This is a genomic window from Streptomyces sp. NPDC048590, assembly GCF_043199535.1.
GTDB lineage: Bacteria > Actinomycetota > Actinomycetes > Streptomycetales > Streptomycetaceae > Streptomyces.
Genome location: NZ_JBICWC010000004.1, coordinates 251875 through 271565, shown reverse-complemented (window position 1 = coordinate 271565; position 19691 = coordinate 251875). Strand labels below are relative to the sequence as shown.

At 67.1% G+C, this 19691-nt stretch carries 32 protein-coding genes; 31 read left to right on the top strand and 1 reads right to left on the bottom strand.

Going from position 1 to position 19691, the window contains the following annotated elements:
• The first annotated feature begins 492 nt into the window (after window positions 1–492).
• The 31 genes from rpsJ (at window position 493) to truA (ending at window position 17823) form a co-directional block, all read left to right on the top strand.
• Window positions 493–801: a 30S ribosomal protein S10 gene (gene rpsJ / locus ACGFNN_RS13470; RefSeq protein WP_003948644.1), complete on the top strand. Its 309-nt coding sequence runs from the start codon at window positions 493–495 to the stop codon at window positions 799–801.
• A 14-nt stretch (window positions 802–815) separates the two neighbouring features.
• Complete coding sequence (rplC, locus tag ACGFNN_RS13465; RefSeq protein WP_362552656.1) at window positions 816–1460, top strand: 50S ribosomal protein L3; 645 nt, start codon at window positions 816–818, stop codon at window positions 1458–1460.
• Window positions 1461–1464: 4 nt separating this feature from the next.
• Entirely contained in the window at window positions 1465–2115 is a 651-nt protein-coding gene (gene rplD / locus ACGFNN_RS13460; RefSeq protein WP_362667232.1) for a 50S ribosomal protein L4, read from the top strand.
• Window positions 2115–2438, top strand: coding sequence for a 50S ribosomal protein L23 (gene rplW, locus ACGFNN_RS13455; RefSeq protein ID WP_003966958.1), 324 nt, complete (start codon window positions 2115–2117; stop codon window positions 2436–2438). Before rplD ends, rplW begins: the two co-directional genes overlap by 1 nt.
• 38 nt (window positions 2439–2476) lie before the next feature.
• Window positions 2477–3313 carry a 50S ribosomal protein L2 gene (gene rplB, locus ACGFNN_RS13450; RefSeq protein WP_362552661.1) on the top strand — a complete coding sequence of 279 codons (837 nt, stop codon included), beginning with the start codon at window positions 2477–2479 and terminating at the stop codon, window positions 3311–3313.
• A 12-nt stretch (window positions 3314–3325) separates the two neighbouring features.
• Window positions 3326–3607: a 30S ribosomal protein S19 gene (gene rpsS, locus ACGFNN_RS13445; protein WP_362552664.1), complete on the top strand. Its 282-nt coding sequence runs from the start codon at window positions 3326–3328 to the stop codon at window positions 3605–3607.
• A gap of 43 nt (window positions 3608–3650) precedes the next feature.
• A complete protein-coding gene (gene rplV, locus ACGFNN_RS13440; protein WP_004571827.1) occupies window positions 3651–3998 on the top strand; it encodes a 50S ribosomal protein L22 in 348 nt (115 codons plus the stop codon).
• Entirely contained in the window at window positions 3998–4834 is an 837-nt protein-coding gene (rpsC, locus tag ACGFNN_RS13435) for a 30S ribosomal protein S3 (protein WP_014047784.1), read from the top strand. The genes rplV and rpsC overlap by 1 nt, the downstream gene beginning before the upstream one ends.
• 5 nt (window positions 4835–4839) lie before the next feature.
• Window positions 4840–5259: a 50S ribosomal protein L16 gene (gene rplP, locus ACGFNN_RS13430; protein ID WP_018101222.1), complete on the top strand. Its 420-nt coding sequence runs from the start codon at window positions 4840–4842 to the stop codon at window positions 5257–5259.
• Window positions 5259–5483 (top strand): 50S ribosomal protein L29, encoded by a 225-nt coding sequence (rpmC, locus tag ACGFNN_RS13425; protein ID WP_014047786.1) that lies wholly within the window; start codon window positions 5259–5261, stop codon window positions 5481–5483. Before rplP ends, rpmC begins: the two co-directional genes overlap by 1 nt.
• Window positions 5483–5767, top strand: a complete 285-nt coding sequence (rpsQ, locus tag ACGFNN_RS13420) for a 30S ribosomal protein S17 (protein ID WP_014154586.1) — start codon at window positions 5483–5485, stop codon at window positions 5765–5767. The genes rpmC and rpsQ overlap by 1 nt, the downstream gene beginning before the upstream one ends.
• A gap of 100 nt (window positions 5768–5867) precedes the next feature.
• Window positions 5868–6236: a 50S ribosomal protein L14 gene (gene rplN / locus ACGFNN_RS13415; RefSeq protein WP_003974257.1), complete on the top strand. Its 369-nt coding sequence runs from the start codon at window positions 5868–5870 to the stop codon at window positions 6234–6236.
• A 2-nt stretch (window positions 6237–6238) separates the two neighbouring features.
• Entirely contained in the window at window positions 6239–6562 is a 324-nt protein-coding gene (rplX, locus tag ACGFNN_RS13410) for a 50S ribosomal protein L24 (RefSeq protein WP_362552667.1), read from the top strand.
• A complete protein-coding gene (gene rplE / locus ACGFNN_RS13405; protein ID WP_033297605.1) occupies window positions 6562–7119 on the top strand; it encodes a 50S ribosomal protein L5 in 558 nt (185 codons plus the stop codon). Before rplX ends, rplE begins: the two co-directional genes overlap by 1 nt.
• A gap of 2 nt (window positions 7120–7121) precedes the next feature.
• A complete protein-coding gene (locus tag ACGFNN_RS13400) occupies window positions 7122–7307 on the top strand; it encodes a type Z 30S ribosomal protein S14 (RefSeq protein ID WP_003948630.1) in 186 nt (61 codons plus the stop codon).
• A 223-nt stretch (window positions 7308–7530) separates the two neighbouring features.
• Window positions 7531–7929 (top strand): 30S ribosomal protein S8, encoded by a 399-nt coding sequence (gene rpsH / locus ACGFNN_RS13395; RefSeq protein ID WP_362552672.1) that lies wholly within the window; start codon window positions 7531–7533, stop codon window positions 7927–7929.
• Between the two features lie 21 nt (window positions 7930–7950).
• Entirely contained in the window at window positions 7951–8490 is a 540-nt protein-coding gene (gene rplF, locus ACGFNN_RS13390) for a 50S ribosomal protein L6 (RefSeq protein ID WP_014154583.1), read from the top strand.
• Between the two features lie 2 nt (window positions 8491–8492).
• Entirely contained in the window at window positions 8493–8876 is a 384-nt protein-coding gene (rplR, locus tag ACGFNN_RS13385; RefSeq protein WP_014047792.1) for a 50S ribosomal protein L18, read from the top strand.
• A 47-nt stretch (window positions 8877–8923) separates the two neighbouring features.
• Complete coding sequence (gene rpsE, locus ACGFNN_RS13380; protein ID WP_362552677.1) at window positions 8924–9526, top strand: 30S ribosomal protein S5; 603 nt, start codon at window positions 8924–8926, stop codon at window positions 9524–9526.
• Window positions 9526–9708 carry a 50S ribosomal protein L30 gene (gene rpmD, locus ACGFNN_RS13375; RefSeq protein ID WP_003966943.1) on the top strand — a complete coding sequence of 61 codons (183 nt, stop codon included), beginning with the start codon at window positions 9526–9528 and terminating at the stop codon, window positions 9706–9708. Before rpsE ends, rpmD begins: the two co-directional genes overlap by 1 nt.
• 1 nt (window position 9709) lies before the next feature.
• Window positions 9710–10165: a 50S ribosomal protein L15 gene (gene rplO, locus ACGFNN_RS13370; RefSeq protein ID WP_362552680.1), complete on the top strand. Its 456-nt coding sequence runs from the start codon at window positions 9710–9712 to the stop codon at window positions 10163–10165.
• 224 nt (window positions 10166–10389) lie between these two features.
• Window positions 10390–11709, top strand: a complete 1320-nt coding sequence (gene secY / locus ACGFNN_RS13365; RefSeq protein ID WP_362552683.1) for a preprotein translocase subunit SecY — start codon at window positions 10390–10392, stop codon at window positions 11707–11709.
• A complete protein-coding gene (locus ACGFNN_RS13360; protein ID WP_393555485.1) occupies window positions 11709–12368 on the top strand; it encodes an adenylate kinase in 660 nt (219 codons plus the stop codon). The genes secY and ACGFNN_RS13360 overlap by 1 nt, the downstream gene beginning before the upstream one ends.
• A 121-nt stretch (window positions 12369–12489) precedes the next feature.
• Window positions 12490–13326, top strand: coding sequence for a type I methionyl aminopeptidase (gene map, locus ACGFNN_RS13355; protein WP_393555483.1), 837 nt, complete (start codon window positions 12490–12492; stop codon window positions 13324–13326).
• 193 nt (window positions 13327–13519) lie between these two features.
• Window positions 13520–13741 carry a translation initiation factor IF-1 gene (gene infA, locus ACGFNN_RS13350; protein ID WP_003956442.1) on the top strand — a complete coding sequence of 74 codons (222 nt, stop codon included), beginning with the start codon at window positions 13520–13522 and terminating at the stop codon, window positions 13739–13741.
• Between the two features lie 60 nt (window positions 13742–13801).
• Window positions 13802–13915: a 50S ribosomal protein L36 gene (rpmJ, locus tag ACGFNN_RS13345; RefSeq protein ID WP_003956441.1), complete on the top strand. Its 114-nt coding sequence runs from the start codon at window positions 13802–13804 to the stop codon at window positions 13913–13915.
• A 195-nt stretch (window positions 13916–14110) separates the two neighbouring features.
• Window positions 14111–14491 carry a 30S ribosomal protein S13 gene (rpsM, locus tag ACGFNN_RS13340; protein ID WP_014047799.1) on the top strand — a complete coding sequence of 127 codons (381 nt, stop codon included), beginning with the start codon at window positions 14111–14113 and terminating at the stop codon, window positions 14489–14491.
• Between the two features lie 105 nt (window positions 14492–14596).
• Window positions 14597–15001, top strand: coding sequence for a 30S ribosomal protein S11 (rpsK, locus tag ACGFNN_RS13335; protein ID WP_003956432.1), 405 nt, complete (start codon window positions 14597–14599; stop codon window positions 14999–15001).
• A 139-nt stretch (window positions 15002–15140) separates the two neighbouring features.
• Window positions 15141–16163: a DNA-directed RNA polymerase subunit alpha gene (locus ACGFNN_RS13330; RefSeq protein ID WP_003966937.1), complete on the top strand. Its 1023-nt coding sequence runs from the start codon at window positions 15141–15143 to the stop codon at window positions 16161–16163.
• 232 nt (window positions 16164–16395) lie between these two features.
• The gene (rplQ, locus tag ACGFNN_RS13325; protein WP_362552693.1) at window positions 16396–16890 is read left to right on the top strand and encodes a 50S ribosomal protein L17; all 495 of its coding nucleotides are present in this window, start codon (window positions 16396–16398) and stop codon (window positions 16888–16890) included.
• Window positions 16891–16968: 78 nt separating this feature from the next.
• A complete protein-coding gene (truA, locus tag ACGFNN_RS13320; RefSeq protein WP_393555481.1) occupies window positions 16969–17823 on the top strand; it encodes a tRNA pseudouridine(38-40) synthase TruA in 855 nt (284 codons plus the stop codon).
• Here truA and ACGFNN_RS13315 read toward each other — a convergent pair.
• Window positions 17792–19684, bottom strand: coding sequence for a hypothetical protein (locus ACGFNN_RS13315; protein ID WP_393555479.1), 1893 nt, complete (start codon window positions 19682–19684; stop codon window positions 17792–17794). The two genes, truA and ACGFNN_RS13315, sit on opposite strands and share 32 nt — an antisense overlap.
• Between the last annotated feature and the right edge of the window lie 7 nt (window positions 19685–19691).

The window sequence follows — 19691 nt, the reverse complement described above, 5'->3', positions numbered from 1 at the left end:
GTCTCCGGGGCCGGCACAAGGCGTGGAAAGGGGCGCCCGCTCGGCTTCACGGAGCGCGCGGTGGGCGTTCACGGGAGGGGTGGCAGCCCGTGCGCCGGTGTCCTTGTTTGAGCCGTCCCCCACAGGGGGTAAGATCTCCGGCCCGATTGGCCAGGCCCATGCGCCGTATGGCACACTAGCCAGGTTGCTCGGTTGAGTGTCAATGCTGCGCGCCTCCCGCCGGGAGGACCGGAAGCGAGTCCCACAGTACTCGTCGACCCCCAGGGTCGGACGTACGGGAATCTTCCGGGAAGTGTCAGTGGGGCACTGACCAGGCACCCGGTGGGGTTTCGCCCCCGGCAGCGCGGTTTCGGCCCGCACCCCCTTGGTTGGGAAATCCTTCGGGAGATCTTCGTAGAGGGGATGCGACACGCCCGACCGCGTGGGTCGGAGGCGGAGTTAACAGAACTCCCGGGTTCCAGAGCGTTATGAGAGACAGGACTACTAGTAGCCATGGCGGGACAGAAGATCCGCATCCGGCTCAAGGCCTACGACCACGAGGTCATCGACTCCTCGGCGAAGAAGATCGTCGAGACGGTGACCCGCACTGGTGCGTCGGTCGCGGGCCCGGTGCCGCTGCCCACTGAGAAGAACGTGTACTGCGTCATCAAGTCGCCGCACAAGTACAAGGACTCTCGCGAGCACTTCGAGATGCGCACGCACAAGCGCCTCATCGACATCCTCGACCCCACGCCGAAGACGGTTGACTCGCTGATGCGCCTCGACCTGCCGGCTGGCGTCGACATCGAGATCAAGCTCTGAGGGGACGGGCCGAGATGAGCAAGAACATCAAGGGCGTCCTGGGCGAGAAGCTCGGCATGACCCAGGTCTGGGACGAGAACAACCGGGTCGTCCCGGTGACCGTCGTCAAGGCCGGTCCGTGCGTCGTGACGCAGGTCCGCACGAACGACAGCGACGGCTACGAGTCGGTGCAGATCGCCTTCGGCGAGATCGACCCGCGCAAGGTGAACAAGCCCCTCAAGGGTCACTTCGCCAAGGCCGACGTCACCCCGCGCCGCCACCTGGTGGAGCTCCGCACCCCTGACGCCAGCGAGTACACGCTGGGCCAGGAGGTCACTGCCGAGGTGTTCGAGTCCGGCGTCAAGGTTGACGTCACGGGCAAGAGCAAGGGCAAGGGCTTCGCCGGTGTCATGAAGCGTCACAACTTCCGGGGCCTCGGCGCCGGTCACGGCGTGCAGCGCAAGCACCGTTCCCCCGGTTCGATCGGTGGCTGCGCCACCCCTGGGCGTGTCTTCAAGGGCATGCGCATGGCCGGTCGCATGGGTAACGAGCGCGTCACCACCCAGAACCTGACCATCCACGCGGTTGACGCGGAGAAGGGTCTGCTCCTCATCAAGGGCGCGGTCCCCGGTCCGAACGGCGGCCTCGTCCTGGTCCGTACCGCGGCCAAGGGGGCTTGAGGTAATGAGCACCATTGACATCCTTTCGCCGGCAGGCGACAAGGCCGGTACCGTCGAGCTCCCCGCGGAGATCTTCGACGCGAAGACCAGCGTTCCGCTGATCCACCAGGTCGTCGTCGCTCAGCTGGCAGCTGCCCGTCAGGGTACGCACAAGACCAAGCGCCGTGGCGAGGTCCGCGGTGGTGGGCGCAAGCCTTACCGCCAGAAGGGCACCGGCCGCGCGCGCCAGGGTTCGACCCGCGCGCCGCAGTTCGCCGGCGGTGGCGTCGTCCACGGCCCGCAGCCGCGTGACTACTCGCAGCGCACCCCGAAGAAGATGAAGGCCGCCGCCCTGCGCGGTGCCCTCTCGGACCGGGCGCGTCACTCCCGCATCCACGTCGTCACCGGCGTGGTCGAGGGTGCGATCTCCACCAAGGCCGCCAAGACGCTGTTCGGCAAGATCTCGGAGCGCAGCAACCTGCTCCTGGTCGTCGAGCGCTCCGACGAGGCCGCGTGGCTGTCCGCTCGCAACCTGCCCCAGGTGCACATCCTGGAGCCGGGCCAGCTGAACACGTACGACGTGATCGTCTCTGACGACGTGGTCTTCACCCAGGCCGCTTTCGAGTCCTTCGTGTCTGGCCCCCAGACCGCTGAGACCGAAGGGAGCGCCGCCTGATGAGTGAGGCGACCGTTACCAGCAAGACCTACTCGGACCCGCGCGACGTTCTCGTCAAGCCGGTCGTTTCCGAGAAGAGCTACGCGCTGCTCGACGAGAACAAGTACACCTTCATCGTCGCGCCCGGCTCCAACAAGACCCAGATCAAGCAGGCCGTGGAAGCGGTCTTCTCGGTCAAGGTCACCGGGGTCAACACGATCAACCGGCAGGGCAAGCGCAAGCGCACCCGCACCGGTTTCGGCAAGCGCGCCGACACGAAGCGCGCCATCGTGACCCTCGCCGAGGGCGACCGTATCGACATCTTCGGCGGCCCGACCTCCTAGTGAGGCCGTGTCGTCCGGAATCGGACGAGGACTGAGAAATGGGTATCCGCAAGTACAAGCCGACGACCCCGGGCCGTCGTGGCTCCAGCGTCGCCGACTTTGTCGAGATCACGCGGTCCACGCCGGAGAAGTCGCTGGTCCGCCCTCTGCACAACAAGGGCGGCCGTAACAACGCCGGTCGTGTGACCGTTCGCCACCAGGGTGGTGGCCACAAGCGCGCCTACCGCGTGATCGACTTCCGTCGTCACGACAAGGACGGCGTGCCGGCCAAGGTCGCGCACATCGAGTACGACCCGAACCGCACCGCGCGCATCGCGCTGCTGCACTACGCGGACGGCGAGAAGCGTTACATCGTCGCTCCCCGTGGCCTGTCGCAGGGTGACCGTGTCGAGAACGGTCCGACCGCCGACATCAAGCCCGGCAACAACCTGGCGCTGCGCAACATCCCCGTCGGTACGACCATCCACGCCATCGAGCTGCGGCCCGGCGGCGGCGCGAAGTTCGCCCGCTCCGCGGGTGCCTCCGTGCAGCTGCTGGCGAAGGAGGGCTCCATGGCCCACCTTCGTATGCCGTCGGGTGAGATCCGCCTGGTCGACGCCCGCTGCCGCGCCACCATCGGCGAGGTCGGCAACGCCGAGCAGTCGAACATCAACTGGGGCAAGGCCGGCCGTATGCGCTGGAAGGGCGTTCGCCCGACCGTCCGCGGTGTCGCGATGAACCCGGTTGACCACCCGCACGGTGGTGGTGAAGGCAAGACCTCCGGTGGTCGTCACCCGGTCTCGCCGTGGGGTCAGAAGGAGGGTCGTACTCGTTCGCCGAAGAAGGCATCGAACAAGTACATCGTCCGCCGCCGCAAGACGAACAAGAAGCGCTAGGAGCGGGTTTAGATGCCGCGCAGTCTCAAGAAGGGGCCCTTCGTCGACGGCCACCTCATCAAGAAGGTGGACGTTCAGAACGAGGCAGGCACCAAGAACGTCATCAAGACCTGGTCCCGTCGCTCGATGATCGTCCCGGCCATGCTGGGTCACACCATCGCGGTGCACAACGGCAAGACGCACGTCCCGGTGTTCGTCACCGAGTCGATGGTCGGCCACAAGCTCGGCGAGTTCTCGCCGACTCGCACCTTCCGCGGCCACGTCAAGGACGACCGGAAGTCGAAGCGCCGCTAACCGCGGGGTGGAAACGACTATGACTTACACCGAAGGGACAACCATGGAAGCCAGGGCCCAGGCGCGGTACATCCGCGTCACGCCCATGAAGGCCCGCCGCGTGGTGGACCTCATCCGTGGCATGGATGCCACGGAGGCTCAGGCGGTCCTGCGTTTCGCCCCGCAGGCCGCGAGCGTGCCGGTTGGCAAGGTGCTGGACAGCGCCATCGCCAACGCCGCACACAACTACGACCACACCGACGCCTCTTCGCTGGTCATCAGCGAGGCGTACGTGGACGAGGGCCCGACCCTGAAGCGGTTCCGTCCGCGTGCTCAGGGCCGTGCCTACCGGATCCGTAAGCGGACCAGCCACATCACCGTGGTCGTCAGCAGCAAGGAAGGAACCCGGTAATGGGCCAGAAGGTAAACCCGCACGGGTTCCGGCTCGGCATTACCACGGACTTCAAGTCCCGTTGGTACGCCGACAAGCTGTACAAGGACTACGTCAAGGAAGACGTCGCCATTCGTCGCATGATGACGAAGGGCATGGAGCGGGCCGGCATCTCCAAGGTGGAGATCGAGCGCACCCGCGACCGCGTCCGCGTTGACATCCACACCGCCCGCCCGGGCATCGTCATCGGTCGCCGTGGCGCCGAGGCCGACCGCATCCGTGGCGAGCTGGAGAAGCTGACCGGCAAGCAGGTCCAGCTGAACATCCTCGAGGTCAAGAACCCCGAGGTCGACGCTCAGCTGGTGGCCCAGGCCGTCGCCGAGCAGCTCTCCTCCCGCGTCTCCTTCCGTCGTGCCATGCGTAAGAGCATGCAGAGCACGATGAAGGCCGGCGCCAAGGGCATCAAGATCCAGTGCGGTGGCCGCCTCGGCGGCGCCGAGATGTCCCGCTCGGAGTTCTACCGCGAGGGCCGCGTGCCCCTGCACACGCTCCGTGCGAACGTCGACTACGGCTTCTTCGAGGCCAAGACGACCTTCGGCCGCATCGGTGTGAAGGTCTGGATCTACAAGGGCGACGTCAAGAACATCGCCGAGGTTCGCGCCGAGAACGCAGCGGCTCGCGCCGGCAACCGTCCGGCTCGTGGCGGCGCTGACCGCCCGGCCGGCCGTGGTGGCCGTGGTGGCGAGCGTGGCGGTCGCGGCCGCAAGCCGCAGCAGTCCGCGCCGGCAGCGGAGGCCCCCAAGGCCGACGCTCCCGCCGCCGCTGCTCCGGCTGAGAGCACCGGAACGGAGGCCTGACCGAAATGCTGATCCCCCGTAGGGTCAAGCACCGCAAGCAGCACCACCCGAAGCGCAGCGGCATGTCCAAGGGTGGCACGCAGGTTGCGTTCGGCGAGTACGGCATCCAGGCGCTGACCCCGGCGTACGTGACGAACCGTCAGATCGAGTCCGCTCGTATCGCCATGACCCGTCACATCAAGCGTGGCGGCAAGGTCTGGATCAACATCTACCCGGACCGTCCCCTGACGAAGAAGCCGGCCGAGACCCGCATGGGTTCCGGTAAGGGTTCTCCCGAGTGGTGGATCGCCAACGTCAAGCCCGGACGCGTCATGTTCGAGCTGTCGTACCCCAACGAGAAGATCGCCCGTGAGGCGCTGACTCGTGCGGCCCACAAGCTGCCGATGAAGTGCCGGATCGTCAAGCGCGAGGCAGGTGAAGCGTGATGTCGGCCGGTACCAAGGCGTCCGAGCTGCGCGAGCTGGGCAACGAGGAGCTCCTCAACAAGCTCCGCGAGGCCAAGGAAGAGCTGTTCAACCTCCGCTTCCAGGCGGCGACGGGGCAGCTCGAGAACCACGGTCGGCTCAAGTCCGTCCGTAAGGACATCGCCCGGATCTACACCCTGATGCGCGAGCGCGAGCTGGGCATCGAGACGGTGGAGAGCGTCTGATGAGCGAGAAGACTGTGACTGAGACCAACACCGACCGCGGTTTCCGCAAGACCCGCGAGGGTCTGGTCGTCAGCGACAAGATGGACAAGACCGTCGTCGTCGCTGTCGAGGACCGCGTCAAGCACGCGCTGTACGGCAAGGTCATCCGCCGTACGAACAAGCTCAAGGCCCACGACGAGCAGAACGCTGCGGGCGTCGGCGACCGTGTCCTCATCATGGAGACGCGTCCGCTGTCCGCCTCGAAGCGCTGGCGCATCGTCGAGATCCTCGAGAAGGCCAAGTAATCCCTGAGGGGGTCTCCCCTCAGGCCAGTTCCGCCAGGCTCGGCAGGGGCCTCCGTAACGGAGCCCCTGCCGGGAACCGGCAGACGATCAGGAGATAGACGTGATCCAGCAGGAGTCGCGACTGCGTGTCGCCGACAACACGGGTGCGAAGGAAATTCTCACCATCCGTGTTCTCGGTGGCTCGGGTCGCCGCTACGCGGGCATCGGTGACGTCATCGTCGCCACCGTCAAGGACGCGATCCCCGGTGGCAACGTGAAGAAGGGTGACGTCGTCAAGGCCGTCATCGTTCGCACCGTCAAGGAGCGTCGCCGTCCGGATGGCTCGTACATCCGTTTCGACGAGAACGCCGCTGTCATTCTCAAGAACGACGGCGACCCCCGCGGCACCCGTATCTTCGGCCCCGTGGGCCGAGAGCTGCGCGAGAAGAAGTTCATGAAGATCATCTCGCTCGCGCCGGAGGTGCTGTAAGCATGAAGATCAAGAAGGGCGACCTGGTCCAGGTCATCACCGGTAAGGACAAGGGCAAGCAGGGCAAGGTCATCGTGGCCTACCCCGCTCAGGACCGCGTCCTCGTCGAGGGTGTCAACCGGGTCAAGAAGCACACCAAGGCCGGTCAGACGGCTCGCGGCTCGCAGACCGGTGGCATTGTCACCACCGAGGCCCCGATTCACGTCAGCAACGTGCAGCTGGTCGTGGAGAAGGACGGCAAGAAGGTCGTCACCCGCGTCGGCTTCCGTTTCGACGACGAGGGCAAGAAGATCCGCGTTGCCAAGCGGACCGGTGAGGACATCTGATGACTGCCACCACTGCGCCGCGTCTCAAGACGCGCTACCGCGAGGAAATCGCCGGCAAGCTGCGTGAGGAGTTCTCGTACGAGAACGTCATGCAGATCCCCGGTCTGGTCAAGATCGTGGTCAACATGGGTGTGGGCGACGCCGCCCGCGACTCCAAGCTGATCGACGGTGCGGTCAAGGACCTCACCACGATCACCGGCCAGAAGCCCGCCGTCACCAAGGCCCGCAAGTCGATCGCGCAGTTCAAGCTGCGCGAGGGGCAGCCGATCGGCTGCCACGTCACCCTCCGTGGTGACCGCATGTGGGAGTTCCTGGACCGTACGCTGTCGCTCGCGCTTCCGCGTATCCGTGACTTCCGCGGCCTGTCGCCCAAGCAGTTCGACGGCCGTGGCAACTACACCTTCGGTCTCACGGAGCAGGTCATGTTCCACGAGATCGACCAGGACAAGATCGACCGGGTCCGGGGCATGGACATCACCGTGGTCACCACGGCGACCAACGACGACGAGGGTCGTGCCCTGCTTCGTCACCTCGGCTTCCCGTTCAAGGAGAACTGACCGTGGCGAAGAAGGCTCTGATCGCTAAGGCCGCCCGCAAGCCGAAGTTCGGCGTCCGGGGTTACACCCGGTGCCAGCGCTGCGGCCGGCCCCACTCCGTCTACCGCAAGTTCGGCCTCTGCCGCGTGTGCCTTCGTGAGATGGCTCACCGTGGCGAGCTGCCGGGCGTGACCAAGAGCTCCTGGTAACTCTCCCCAGGCCCACGGGCCTTGGGAGGACCAGAAAGCTCTCGGTAAGTATCTGGTCGGCAGGAGCCCCGCCTTTCATGCCGTAGGCTTGAAGGGTTGGGCGCCTGCCGCCCTGACCGACTTACTACGCCGTAGGTCCCCGCACCGCACCCGTCCCGCCACTGAGTGGGGAGAGGGATGGCGCATACAGGAAACCCCGGCGAGAGAGGCCGAAGGCCAACTCATGACCATGACTGATCCCATCGCAGACATGCTCACGCGTCTGCGCAACGCGAACTCGGCGTATCACGACGATGTCGCGATGCCGCACAGCAAGATCAAGTCGCACATCGCGGAGATCCTCCAGCAGGAGGGCTTCATCACCGGCTGGAAGGTCGAGGACGCCGAGGTCGGTAAGAGCCTCGTCCTCGAGCTGAAGTTCGGCCCGAACCGCGAGCGCTCGATCGCCGGCATCAAGCGAATCTCGAAGCCGGGTCTGCGTGTCTACGCAAAGTCCACCAACCTGCCGAAGGTCCTCGGCGGCCTGGGCGTGGCGATCATCTCCACGTCCCACGGTCTCCTGACCGGCCAGCAGGCTCAGAAGAAGGGCGTAGGTGGGGAAGTCCTCGCCTACGTCTGGTAGTCGGGAACGGAGGAATAGCTCATGTCGCGAATCGGCAAGCTCCCCATCCAGGTTCCCGCCGGTGTGGATGTCACCATCGATGGCCGCACGGTCGCGGTGAAGGGCCCCAAGGGTTCCCTCTCGCACACCGTCGCAGCGCCGATCGAGGTCACCAAGGGTGAGGACGGCGTGCTCAACGTCGTCCGCCCGAACGACGAGCGTCAGAACAAGGCCCTTCACGGCCTGTCCCGCACGCTGGTGGCGAACATGATCACCGGTGTGACCCAGGGATACAGCAAGGCGCTCGAGATCAGCGGTGTCGGTTACCGCGTCCAGGCGAAGGGCTCCAACCTGGAGTTCGCCCTGGGCTACAGCCACCCGATCCTCATCGAGGCTCCGGAAGGCATCACCTTCAAGGTCGAGTCGCCCACGAAGCTCAGCGTCGAGGGCATCGACAAGCAGAAGGTCGGCGAGGTGGCCGCCAACATCCGCAAGCTGCGGAAGCCCGACCCGTACAAGGCCAAGGGCGTCAAGTACGCGGGCGAGGTCATCCGCCGCAAGGTCGGAAAGGCTGGTAAGTAGCCATGGCATACGGTGTGAAGATCGCCAAGGGCGACGCGTACAAGCGCGCTGCTCTCAAGCGGCGCCACATCCGCGTCCGCAAGCACATCTCCGGTTCGCCGGAGCGTCCCCGCTTGGTCGTGACGCGTTCCAACCGCCACATCGTCGCGCAGGTCATCGACGACATCGCGGGCCACACGCTCGCGTCGGCGTCGACCCTGGACACGTCGATCCGTGGTGGCGAGGGTGACAAGAGCGCCCAGGCCAAGCAGGTCGGCGCCCTGGTCGCCGAGCGTGCCAAGGCTGCAGGCGTCGAGGCCGTCGTGTTTGACCGCGGTGGTAACCAGTACGCCGGGCGGATTGCCGCTCTGGCTGACGCCGCCCGTGAAGCCGGGCTGAAGTTCTAAGCCCCGGTTCCAACGCACAGCGGACGTAACAGAGAGAGGTAAATCCAATGGCTGGACCCCAGCGCCGCGGAAGCGGTGCCGGTGGCGGCGAGCGGCGGGACCGGAAGGGCCGTGACGGTGGCGCTGCCGCCGAGAAGACCGCGTACGTCGAGCGCGTCGTCGCGATCAACCGCGTCGCCAAGGTAGTGAAGGGTGGTCGTCGCTTCAGCTTCACCGCGCTGGTCGTGGTGGGCGATGGTGACGGCACCGTCGGAGTCGGATACGGCAAGGCCAAGGAAGTTCCCGCGGCCATCGCCAAGGGCGTCGAAGAGGCCAAGAAGAGCTTCTTCAAGGTCCCGCGTATCCAGGGCACCATCCCGCACCCGATCCAGGGCGAGAAGGCCGCGGGCGTCGTCCTGCTCAAGCCTGCTTCCCCCGGTACCGGCGTTATCGCCGGTGGCCCGGTGCGTGCGGTGCTCGAGTGCGCCGGCGTCCACGACATCCTGTCGAAGTCGCTCGGTTCCTCGAACCCGATCAACATCGTGCACGCGACCGTGGAGGCCCTCCAGGGCCTGCAGCGTCCCGAGGAGATCGCGGCCCGCCGCGGTCTGCCCCTCGAGGACGTCGCCCCCGCGGCCCTGCTTCGTGCGCGTGCGGGAGCGGGTGCGTAATGGCTCGCCTCAAGATCACGCAGACGAAGTCGTACATCGGCAGCAAGCAGAACCACCGCGACACCCTGCGTTCGCTCGGGCTCAAGCGCCTGAACGACTCGGTTGTCAAGGAGGACCGCCCCGAGTTCCGCGGCATGGTGCACACCGTCCGCCACCTCGTGACGGTTGAGGAGGTTGACTGACATGGCGGAGAACAACCCGCTGAAGGCCCACAACCTCCGGCCTGCCCCCGGCGCCAAGACCGCCAAGACCCGTGTGGGTCGTGGTGAGGCGTCGAAGGGTAAGACCGCAGGCCGTGGTACCAAGGGTACGAAGGCCCGTTACCAGGTTCCGGAGCGCTTCGAGGGTGGGCAGATGCCCCTCCACATGCGTCTCCCGAAGCTCAAGGGCTTCAAGAACCCGTTCCGCACGGAGTACCAGGTCGTGAACCTGGACAAGCTCGCGACGCTCTACCCCGAGGGTGGAGAGGTCACGGTGGCCGACCTGGTCGCCAAGGGTGCCGTGCGCAACAACCACCTCGTCAAGGTCCTCGGACAGGGCGAGATCTCCGTGGCGCTGCAGGTTTCGGTTGACGCCGTCTCCGGCTCCGCCAAGGAGAAGATCGCCGCCGCGGGCGGCTCCGTCACCGAACTCGTCTGAGACAACTCGGACAGGGCTGTGGCCTGAACACCCGACCGGGGATGCCTCTCATTTGGGGCATCCCCGGTTGGTCGTTCCTAGGGGGGCATGTCCGCCGGTAAGGTGGCGTGCACTGTTGCTGTGGTAAGTCCCGGGCAAGCGCCCGGGTTCTCTTGGCTGTTACCTATTCGTCGATCCTCAAGACCGTCACCTCTCGCTTTTGCGCGGGGGTCGCAGGAGGCACCGTGCTCACCGCGTTCGCCCGGGCGTTCAAGACGCCCGACCTGCGCAAGAAGCTGCTCTTCACGCTCGGCATCATCGTGCTCTACCGTCTCGGTGCGCACATTCCCGTACCGGGGGTGAGCTACGAGAACGTCCAGACCTGTGTTGATCAGGCCAGCAAGGGCAACAACAGCCTCTTCGGCCTGGTGAACATGTTCAGCGGTGGTGCACTGCTGCAGATCACGATCTTCGCGCTCGGCATCATGCCGTACATCACGGCCAGCATCATCCTTCAGCTGCTGACCGTCGTCATCCCCAGGCTCGAAGCCCTCAAGAAGGAGGGGCAGTCGGGCACGGCCAAGATCACGCAGTACACGCGTTATCTGACCGTCGCGCTCGCCATCCTCCAGGGCACCGGCCTCGTGGCGACCGCCCGCAGCGGCGCGCTCTTCAGCGGCTGCCCCGTCGCCGACCAGATCGTCCCGAACCAGTCGATCTTCACGACCATCGTCATGGTGATCACCATGACCGCCGGCACCGCCGCCGTCATGTGGCTCGGTGAGCTCATCACCGACCGCGGCATCGGCAACGGCATGTCGATCCTGATGTTCATCTCGATCGCCGCCAGCTTCCCGGGCGCCCTGTGGGCCATCAAGCAGAGCGGCAAGCTGGCCGACGGCTGGATCGAGTTCATCACGGTCATCCTCATCGGCTTCGTGATGGTCGGGCTCGTGGTCTTCGTCGAGCAGGCTCAGCGCCGGATCCCCGTGCAGTACGCGAAGCGCATGATCGGGCGCCGGTCGTACGGCGGTACGTCCACCTACATCCCGCTGAAGGTGAACCAGGCGGGTGTGATTCCCGTCATCTTCGCTTCTTCGCTGCTGTACATCCCTGCTTTGATCGTTCAGTTCTCCAACTCCACCGCGGGCTGGGCGACCTGGATCCAGGCACACTTCGTCAAGGGCGACCACCCGTACTACATCGCGACCTACTTCTTGCTGATCGTGTTCTTCGCGTTCTTCTACGTGGCGATCTCGTTCAACCCCGAAGAAGTCGCGGACAACATGAAGAAGTATGGTGGCTTCATCCCGGGTATCCGGGCCGGTCGACCTACAGCCGAGTATCTGAGCTACGTGCTCAACCGGATCACTTGGCCGGGATCGCTGTACCTGGGGCTGATCGCTCTTGTGCCGACGATGGCGTTGGCGGGCTTCGGTGGTGCGAACCAGAACTTCCCGTTCGGCGGGACGAGCATCCTCATCATCGTGGGTGTGGGTCTGGAGACCGTGAAGCAGATCGAGAGTCAGCTCCAGCAGCGCAATTACGAAGGGTTCCTCCGCTGATGCGAATCGTCCTCGTCGGGCCGCCCGGTGCCGGCAAGGGAACGCAGGCCGCGTTTCTTGCCAAGAATCTCTCGATTCCGCACATCTCCACGGGCGACCTCTTCCGCGCCAACATCAGCCAGGGCACCGACCTTGGCAAGCAGGCCCGCGCCTTCATGGACGCGGGACAGCTGGTGCCGGACGAAGTCACCATCGCGATGGCCAAGGACCGCATGGAGCAGGCGGACGCCGTAGGCGGCTTCCTGCTGGACGGCTTCCCCCGCAACGTGGGGCAGGCCGTGGCGCTCGACGAGATGCTCGTCGGCGAGGGCGTCAAGCTCGACGCGGTCCTGGACCTCGAGGTCCCCGAGGACGAGGTGGTCAAGCGCATCGCGGGCCGCCGTATCTGCCGTAACGACAGCGCGCACGTCTTCCACGCGACGTACAACCCGCCGAAGACCGAGGGTGTCTGCGACACCTGCGGAGGCGAGCTGTACCAGCGTGAGGACGACACCGAGGAGACGGTCCGCACCCGTCTCGAGGTCTACCACACGCAGACCGAGCCGATCATCGACTACTACCGGTCCCAGGGCCTGGTCGTGACGATCTCGGCGCTCGGCAAGGTCACCGAGGTGACCGAGCGCGCCATGGAGGCCCTCAAGAAGTCCGACGAGGGCTGATCCTCCCGTTCCACCACAGCCGGCCGCGGCGCCCCTCGGGCGTCGCGGCCGACTGTTTGCGCCGTATCGTGGAGTACGGCTGCGACGACCGTCCTCCCCGTACACAGAAAGGCGCCCAGCGATGGTGCAGATCAAGACCCCCGAGCAGATCGCGAAGATGCGCGAGGCGGGCCTCGTGGTCGCCGCCATCCACGCCGCCACCCGTGAGGCTGCCGTCCCCGGTGCCACCACGAAGGATCTGGACGAGGTCGCCCGCAAGGTGATCGCCGACCACGGCGCGAAGTCGAACTTCCTGGGGTACGGCGGATTCCCCGCCACCATCTGCACCTCGGTCAACGAGGTCGTCGTCCACGGCATCCCGGACGAGAAGACCGTCCTGAAGGACGGCGACATCATCTCGATCGACGCCGGCGCGATCGTCGACGGCTGGCACGGCGACGCCGCGTACACCGCCTTCGTCGGCACCGGACACGCTCCGGAGCTGGTGGAGCTCTCCCGGGTGACCGAGGAGTCCATGTGGGCCGGGATCGCCGCGATGAAGGTGAACAACCGGCTCGTCGACATCTCCAAGGCGATCGAGTCCTACATCCGCCGCCAGCCCCGCCCCGCCACCGGCAAGTACGGGATCATCGAGGACTACGGCGGGCACGGCATCGGCACCGAGATGCACATGGACCCGCACCTGCTGAACTACGTCTCACGCAAGCGCGGCAAGGGCATCAAGCTGGTCCCCGGGGTGTGCCTGGCCATCGAGCCGATGGTCTCGCTCGGCACCGCGCAGACCAAGGTGCTCGCGGACGAGTGGACGGTGCTGACGACCGACGGCACGTGGTCCTCGCACTGGGAGCACTCGATCGCCCTCACCGAGCAGGGCCCGCTGGTCCTGACCGCCCCCGACTGCGGCAAGGCCAGGCTGGCGCAGTACGGGGTGGAAGCCGCTCCTGACCCGCTGGGCTGAGCTTCCCGACGTTCCCCTGGACTGTCCGGCTGATCCGTGTCTAAGGATCAGGGGAAGTGGGCAAACTTGACGGATTCGTCTTTTGGAGTCCGCTGACGTAGACTGACTCGTCGGCTCTCGTGCACCAGTGTGTCCGTATGTCTTCACACCGGGTGTGGGAGCCGATCAAGGTAGCCGATTCGAAGGGCGAAGCGTGGCCAAGAAGCAAGGTGCCATCGAAATTGAGGGCACCGTGATCGAGTCCCTCCCGAACGCCATGTTCAAGGTGGAGCTCCAGAACGGTCACAAAGTCCTCGCGCACATCAGCGGCAAGATGCGTATGCACTACATCCGCATCCTCCCGGATGACCGGGTCGTCGTGGAGCTTTCCCCGTACGACCTGACGCGTGGCCGGATCGTCTACCGCTACAAGTAGATCTTGCCGCCATCCCGCTTCGGCGTGGTGAGGGCACTGACCCGGAGAACCTGACATCCCATGAAGGTCAAGCCGAGCGTCAAGAAGATCTGCGACAAGTGCAAGGTGATCCGCCGTCACGGCCGGGTCATGGTCATCTGCGACAACCTGCGCCACAAGCAGCGCCAGGGCTGACGCACGACCACCTGCATCTCGCAGCTTCGCGCGACGCACGTAAACGTACATACGCAGTGCCCGTCCAAGCTTCGGCTGACGACACCTCCGGCGGGGGCCGGGGACCCGGGCGTACCACCTCTCCCCATGCGGGCGGGGTCGGCGACCGGGAGTGGCACTGCGGAAGACCCCCGAAATAACAACTGGAGCCATTGAATGGCACGCGTTTCAGGTGTTGACATCCCGCGCGAAAAGCGCGTGGAGGTTGCCCTCACCTACGTCTTCGGCATCGGGCGTACCCGGTCCAAGGAGATCCTCGCCACCACCGGCGTGAACCCCAACACCCGCGTTCGTGACCTGGCCGAAGAGGACCTGGTCAAGATCCGCGAGTACGTGGACGCCAACCTCCGCACCGAGGGTGACCTTCGCCGCGAGATCCAGGGCGACATTCGCCGCAAGATCGAGATCGGCTGCTACCAGGGCATCCGGCACCGTCGCGGTCTGCCGGTCCACGGTCAGCGCACCAGCACGAACGCGCGTACCCGCAAGGGCCCGCGTCGCGCCATCGCCGGTAAGAAGAAGCCGGGCAAGAAGTAGTCCTCAGCGGACGCACTGCGGGTGTCCGGACCACCGGACGTTCGCGGAAACCAGCGGTCTTCGCTGTAGGACCGATCACCTCCCCTCTCCATCTGGAGTCAAGACATGCCCCCCAAGGGACGTCAGGGCGCAGCCAAGAAGGTGCGTCGCAAGGAAAAGAAGAACGTCGCTCACGGCCACGCGCACATCAAGAGCACGTTCAACAACACGATCGTCTCGATCACGGACCCCTCGGGCAACGTGATCTCCTGGGCCTCCGCCGGCCACGTCGGCTTCAAGGGCTCGCGCAAGTCCACCCCCTTCGCCGCGCAGATGGCCGCCGAGTCGGCCGCCCGCCGCGCGCAGGAGCACGGCATGCGCAAGGTCGACGTCTTCGTCAAGGGTCCCGGCTCCGGCCGTGAGACCGCGATCCGCTCCCTCCAGGCCACCGGCCTCGAGGTCGGCTCGATCCAGGACGTCACCCCGACGCCGCACAACGGCTGCCGTCCGCCGAAGCGTCGCCGCGTCTGATCCGTCGCGGCCGGTGACGGCCGTGCGTCAGTAGCGTTCGGGTCCGGGCGGTACGCCTCATACGGGGCGTACCGCCCGTACCCTTGTTGCATCTGTCGGGCATCAAATAGTGGGTGCCCACGACTGAAGGACTCTCCCCATGCTTATCGCTCAGCGTCCGTCGCTGACCGAAGAGGTCGTCGACGAATTCCGCTCCCGGTTCGTGATCGAGCCGCTGGAGCCGGGCTTCGGTTACACCCTCGGCAACTCCCTGCGCCGTACCCTCCTCTCCTCGATCCCCGGTGCCGCTGTCACCAGCATCCGGATCGATGGTGTCCTGCACGAGTTCACCACCGTGCCGGGCGTCAAGGAGGACGTGACCGACCTCATCCTCAACATCAAGCAGCTGGTCGTCTCCTCGGAGCACGACGAGCCCGTCGTGATGTACCTGCGCAAGCAGGGCCCCGGCCTGGTCACCGCCGCCGACATCGCGCCGCCGGCCGGTGTCGAGGTGCACAACCCGGACCTCGTCCTCGCCACGCTCAACGGCAAGGGCAAGCTGGAGATGGAGCTGACCGTCGAGCGCGGTCGCGGCTACGTCTCCGCCGTCCAGAACAAGCAGGTGGGCCAGGAGATCGGCCGTATCCCGGTCGACTCCATCTACTCGCCGGTGCTCAAGGTCACGTACAAGGTCGAGGCGACCCGTGTCGAGCAGCGCACCGACTTCGACAAGCTGATCGTCGACGTCGAGACCAAGCAGGCCATGCGTCCCCGTGACGCCATGGCGTCGGCCGGTAAGACCCTGGTCGAGCTGTTCGGTCTGGCGCGCGAGCTCAACATCGACGCCGAGGGCATCGACATGGGCCCGTCCCCGACGGACGCCGCGCTCGCCGCCGATCTGGCCCTGCCGATCGAGGAGCTCGAGCTCACGGTCCGTTCGTACAACTGCCTCAAGCGCGAGGGCATCCACTCGGTGGGCGAGCTCGTCGCCCGCTCCGAGGCGGACCTGCTCGACATCCGCAACTTCGGCGCCAAGTCGATCGACGAGGTCAAGGCGAAGCTGGCCGGTATGGGCCTGGCGCTCAAGGACTCGCCTCCCGGCTTCGACCCGACCGCCGCCGCCGACGCCTTCGGCGCCGACGACGACGCGGACGCCGGTTTCGTGGAGACCGAGCAGTACTGAGTCGCCTCCAGGCTGGGGGTGCCCGGATTTGAGGGTGCCCCCGTGCCGGGGCTGAGGCTTTGTCCTCAAATGCCGGACGGGCTGGACTTCGGCCGCTGTCCGGTGCCAGTCGGACCGGCTTGAATTCCGGCCGATGTCCGGCTGACGTACGAAGACTTCCGTGTGGCGACCGCCGCACGGGAACTGACACCGGTACCTGATACGGCCGGTGCAGCACACAAGGAGAAACACCATGCCGAAGCCCGCGAAGGGCGCCCGTCTGGGCGGCAGCGCTGCGCACGAGAAGCTTCTTCTCATCAACCTCGCGAAGTCGCTGTTCGAGCACGGCCGCATCACCACGACCGAGGCCAAGGCCCGCCGCCTGCGTCCGGTCGCCGAGCGCTTCATCACCAAGGCGAAGAAGGGCGACATCCACAACCGTCGCCTGGTGCTGCAGTCGATCACGGACAAGAGCATCGTGCACACGCTCTTCACCGAGATCGCCCCGCGGTACGAGAACCGCCCCGGTGGTTACACCCGCATCACCAAGATCGGCAACCGTCGTGGCGACAACGCCCCGATGGCCGTCATCGAGCTGGTCGAGGCACTGACCGTGGCCCAGCAGGCCACCGGTGAGGCCGAGGCCGCCACGAAGCGCGCCGTCAAGGAAGACGCCCTCAAGAAGGACGAGGCTCCGGCCGAGACCGTCGAGGACGCCGCGCCTGCCGAGGAGTCCAAGGACGCCTGAGCGTTCTGAGACCCAGGTACGGGCCCGCACCTCCCTTCGGGGCGGTGCGGGCCCGTTCGGTTTTGAGAGGATCTTCGGGTGAGTGACGAGGCAGAGCCCGGATTCGTACGGGTACGGCTGGACCTTTCCTACGACGGCAAGGACTTCTCCGGCTGGGCGAAGCAGACCAGCAGGCGCACCGTGCAGGGCGAGATCGAGGACGCGTTGCGGACCGTGACGCGGTCGGCGGTGACGTACGACCTGACGGTCGCGGGCCGCACCGACGCGGGGGTCCACGCGCGGGGGCAGGTGGCGCACGTCGACCTGCCGGCCGAGGTGTGGGCGGAGCACGAGGAGAAGCTGCTGCGGCGGATGGCGGGACGGCTGCCGCTGGACGTACGGATCTGGCGGGCGGTCGAGGCCCCGGCGGGTTTCAACGCGCGGTTCTCCGCGCTGTGGCGGCGCTACGCGTACCGGGTGGGGGACCGTCCGGGCGGTGTGGACCCGCTGACCAGGGGACACGTGCTCTGGCACGACCGGCCGCTCGACCTGGACGCGATGAACGAGGCCGCGGCGCTGATGGTGGGGGAGCACGACTTCGCGGCGTACTGCAAGAAGCGTGAGGGCGCGACGACCATCCGTACGCTGCAGAAGCTGCACTGGGTGCGGGATCCGGAGTCCGGGGTGCTCACGGCGACCGTGCAGGCGGACGCCTTCTGCCACAACATGGTGCGGGCGCTGATCGGCGCGGCGCTGTTCGTAGGGGACGGCCGGAGGCCCGCGGGGTGGCCGGCCGAGGTCCTGTCCGCGAAGGTGCGGGACCCGGCGGTGCACGTGGTGCGGCCGCACGGGCTGACGCTGGAGGAAGTGGCGTACCCGGCGGACGACCTGCTGGCGGCGCGGGCCGCGGAGGCCCGGAACGTCAGGACGCTGCCGGGGGCGGGCTGCTGCTGACCGGCCTGCGGCGCCGGGCGCGCAGCAGCTTGACGGCGAAGTACACGGCGACCGCGCTGGACACGGTGGAGCGGAACCAGCCGATGTCGGGGGTCCACCAGGCGTAGACCGCGGCAGCGGTGAAGAACAGCAGCGCCAGGGTGCGTGTGACCCACCAGCGGGCCGGGCGGGGGCCTTCCTGGGCGGGGGGATCGGGGTGGACGCCGTCCTTGGCGGTCATGGTGTCCCTCATCCCCGCGAGGAAGCCCCGCCTGGCCAGTACCCGGGCGCCGGGGAGGTCCATGAGGATCTCCTGCCGTCCGCCGTACCCGGAGGGCAGCGCCGGGAGGCCGAGGGCGGCGACGAGCTCGCTCTGATGGCGGGCGGGGTCGCCGGCGGCCCGCAGGACGTGGGCCAGGGGGCGCGGGTCGGCAAGGCCGTACACCTGGGCGAGAGCGGTCGCGGTCCGTGTCACCTTCGTGTGGTCGGCGGCGGGAGCCGCGGTCTCCCAGGCGTGGTCCGCGACCTTCCGCCCGCGGTGCAGGAGGGTGAAGCTGCTGCGCTCCTGCGTGCGGTGCAGGACCAGGGCCGGCCAGTCCTCGGCGGTGGTGAAGTTGTCCGCCGCGGAGGTGAGCGGGTCTTCGGGGAGCAGGGCGGCCCGCTTGCCGCGTACCGCGTCGGGGACGATCTCGACGTAGGTGTGGTGGCGGCCGGCCGGGGCCGTACGCAGGCTGTGGCCGCAGAGCAGGGCGGCCTGCGCCACCTCGGTGGGGCCGGTGGAGGCGATGGCGAGGGACCGCGGGGCCAGCTCGCGCTCCCAGCCGGGCAATCCGGTGTCAGGGGGCCTGGGCGAGCGGCTGAAGAACGGTATGTGTGTGGCCAGCTCGACCCTGGTGCCGGAACGGGCCTCCAGGAACTCCTCGCGGGCGTCCCCGAAGTAGGTCCAGGGGAAGGTGGTGGCGTGCACCCCGATCGCGCGGAAGGCCTCCAGGGCCTCCTCGTACCGGTTGAGCGACCACAGGACGAGGGCCAGGTGGTTGCGGAACCCGGCGGCCTCCCGGTCCCCCGGCGCGTAGCTGTCCGACAGGGCCTGCGCCCGGACCACCGCGGCCTCGGTGTTCGGGCCGTACGGGTCGGGGCCGGGGGCCTCGTCGTCTTCCGCGATGAGGTACTCCACGACGGCCTGGAGGGGCAGGGCGTGGAGCCGTGAACCGGGCGGGGCCTGTTCGGCGGCCCGCTCGGCGAAGGCGAACATCTCCTCGTGGGAGCCGTACCACTTGGCGCAGAGGTACTGCAGGGCCTGGACGTGGCAGCCCTCGTGGTGCGGATCGCGGGCGTTCGCCTCGGCCAGGTAGGTGTCGAACACCTCGCGGGGGGCCTGGATGCCCCGGGCCTGTGTCAGGGCAATGCGCCACGGGACGGGATCGTCGGGGTTGAGTTCAGCGGCGGCGGAGATCACCGGCACGGCGTCGCGCAGCACGGCGTGGAAGGCCCGGAACTGGTCGGCCTCCACATGCCGGGCCCGGGCCGACGTGCGTATCTGCCACGCCTGGTGGACGTACTGGTCCGCCTTGACCAGTACGGCGTCCGGATCCTCCGGGTCCTCCTCCAGCCAGGCGTCCAGCCAGCCGGGGTGGTGCAGGGACGCACGGGCGAGGCGGGAGACACAGGCGTCCCGGCGTTCCCACTGGGCGTGCTCGCGGGTGCCGGCGAGCAGTTCGGCCGCCGGGGCGTGGTCCCCGGCGGTGGCGGCCGCCAGGGCGAGACGCAGCGGGGTGTCCGGGGCGTCGAGGACCACGGCGTCGTCCGGGGGCAGGTCGGCGCCTATCGCGTCGCTGTGGCGCAGGACGCGCGGGATGGTGAAGAGGGCGGTCAGACGCACGGCGGCA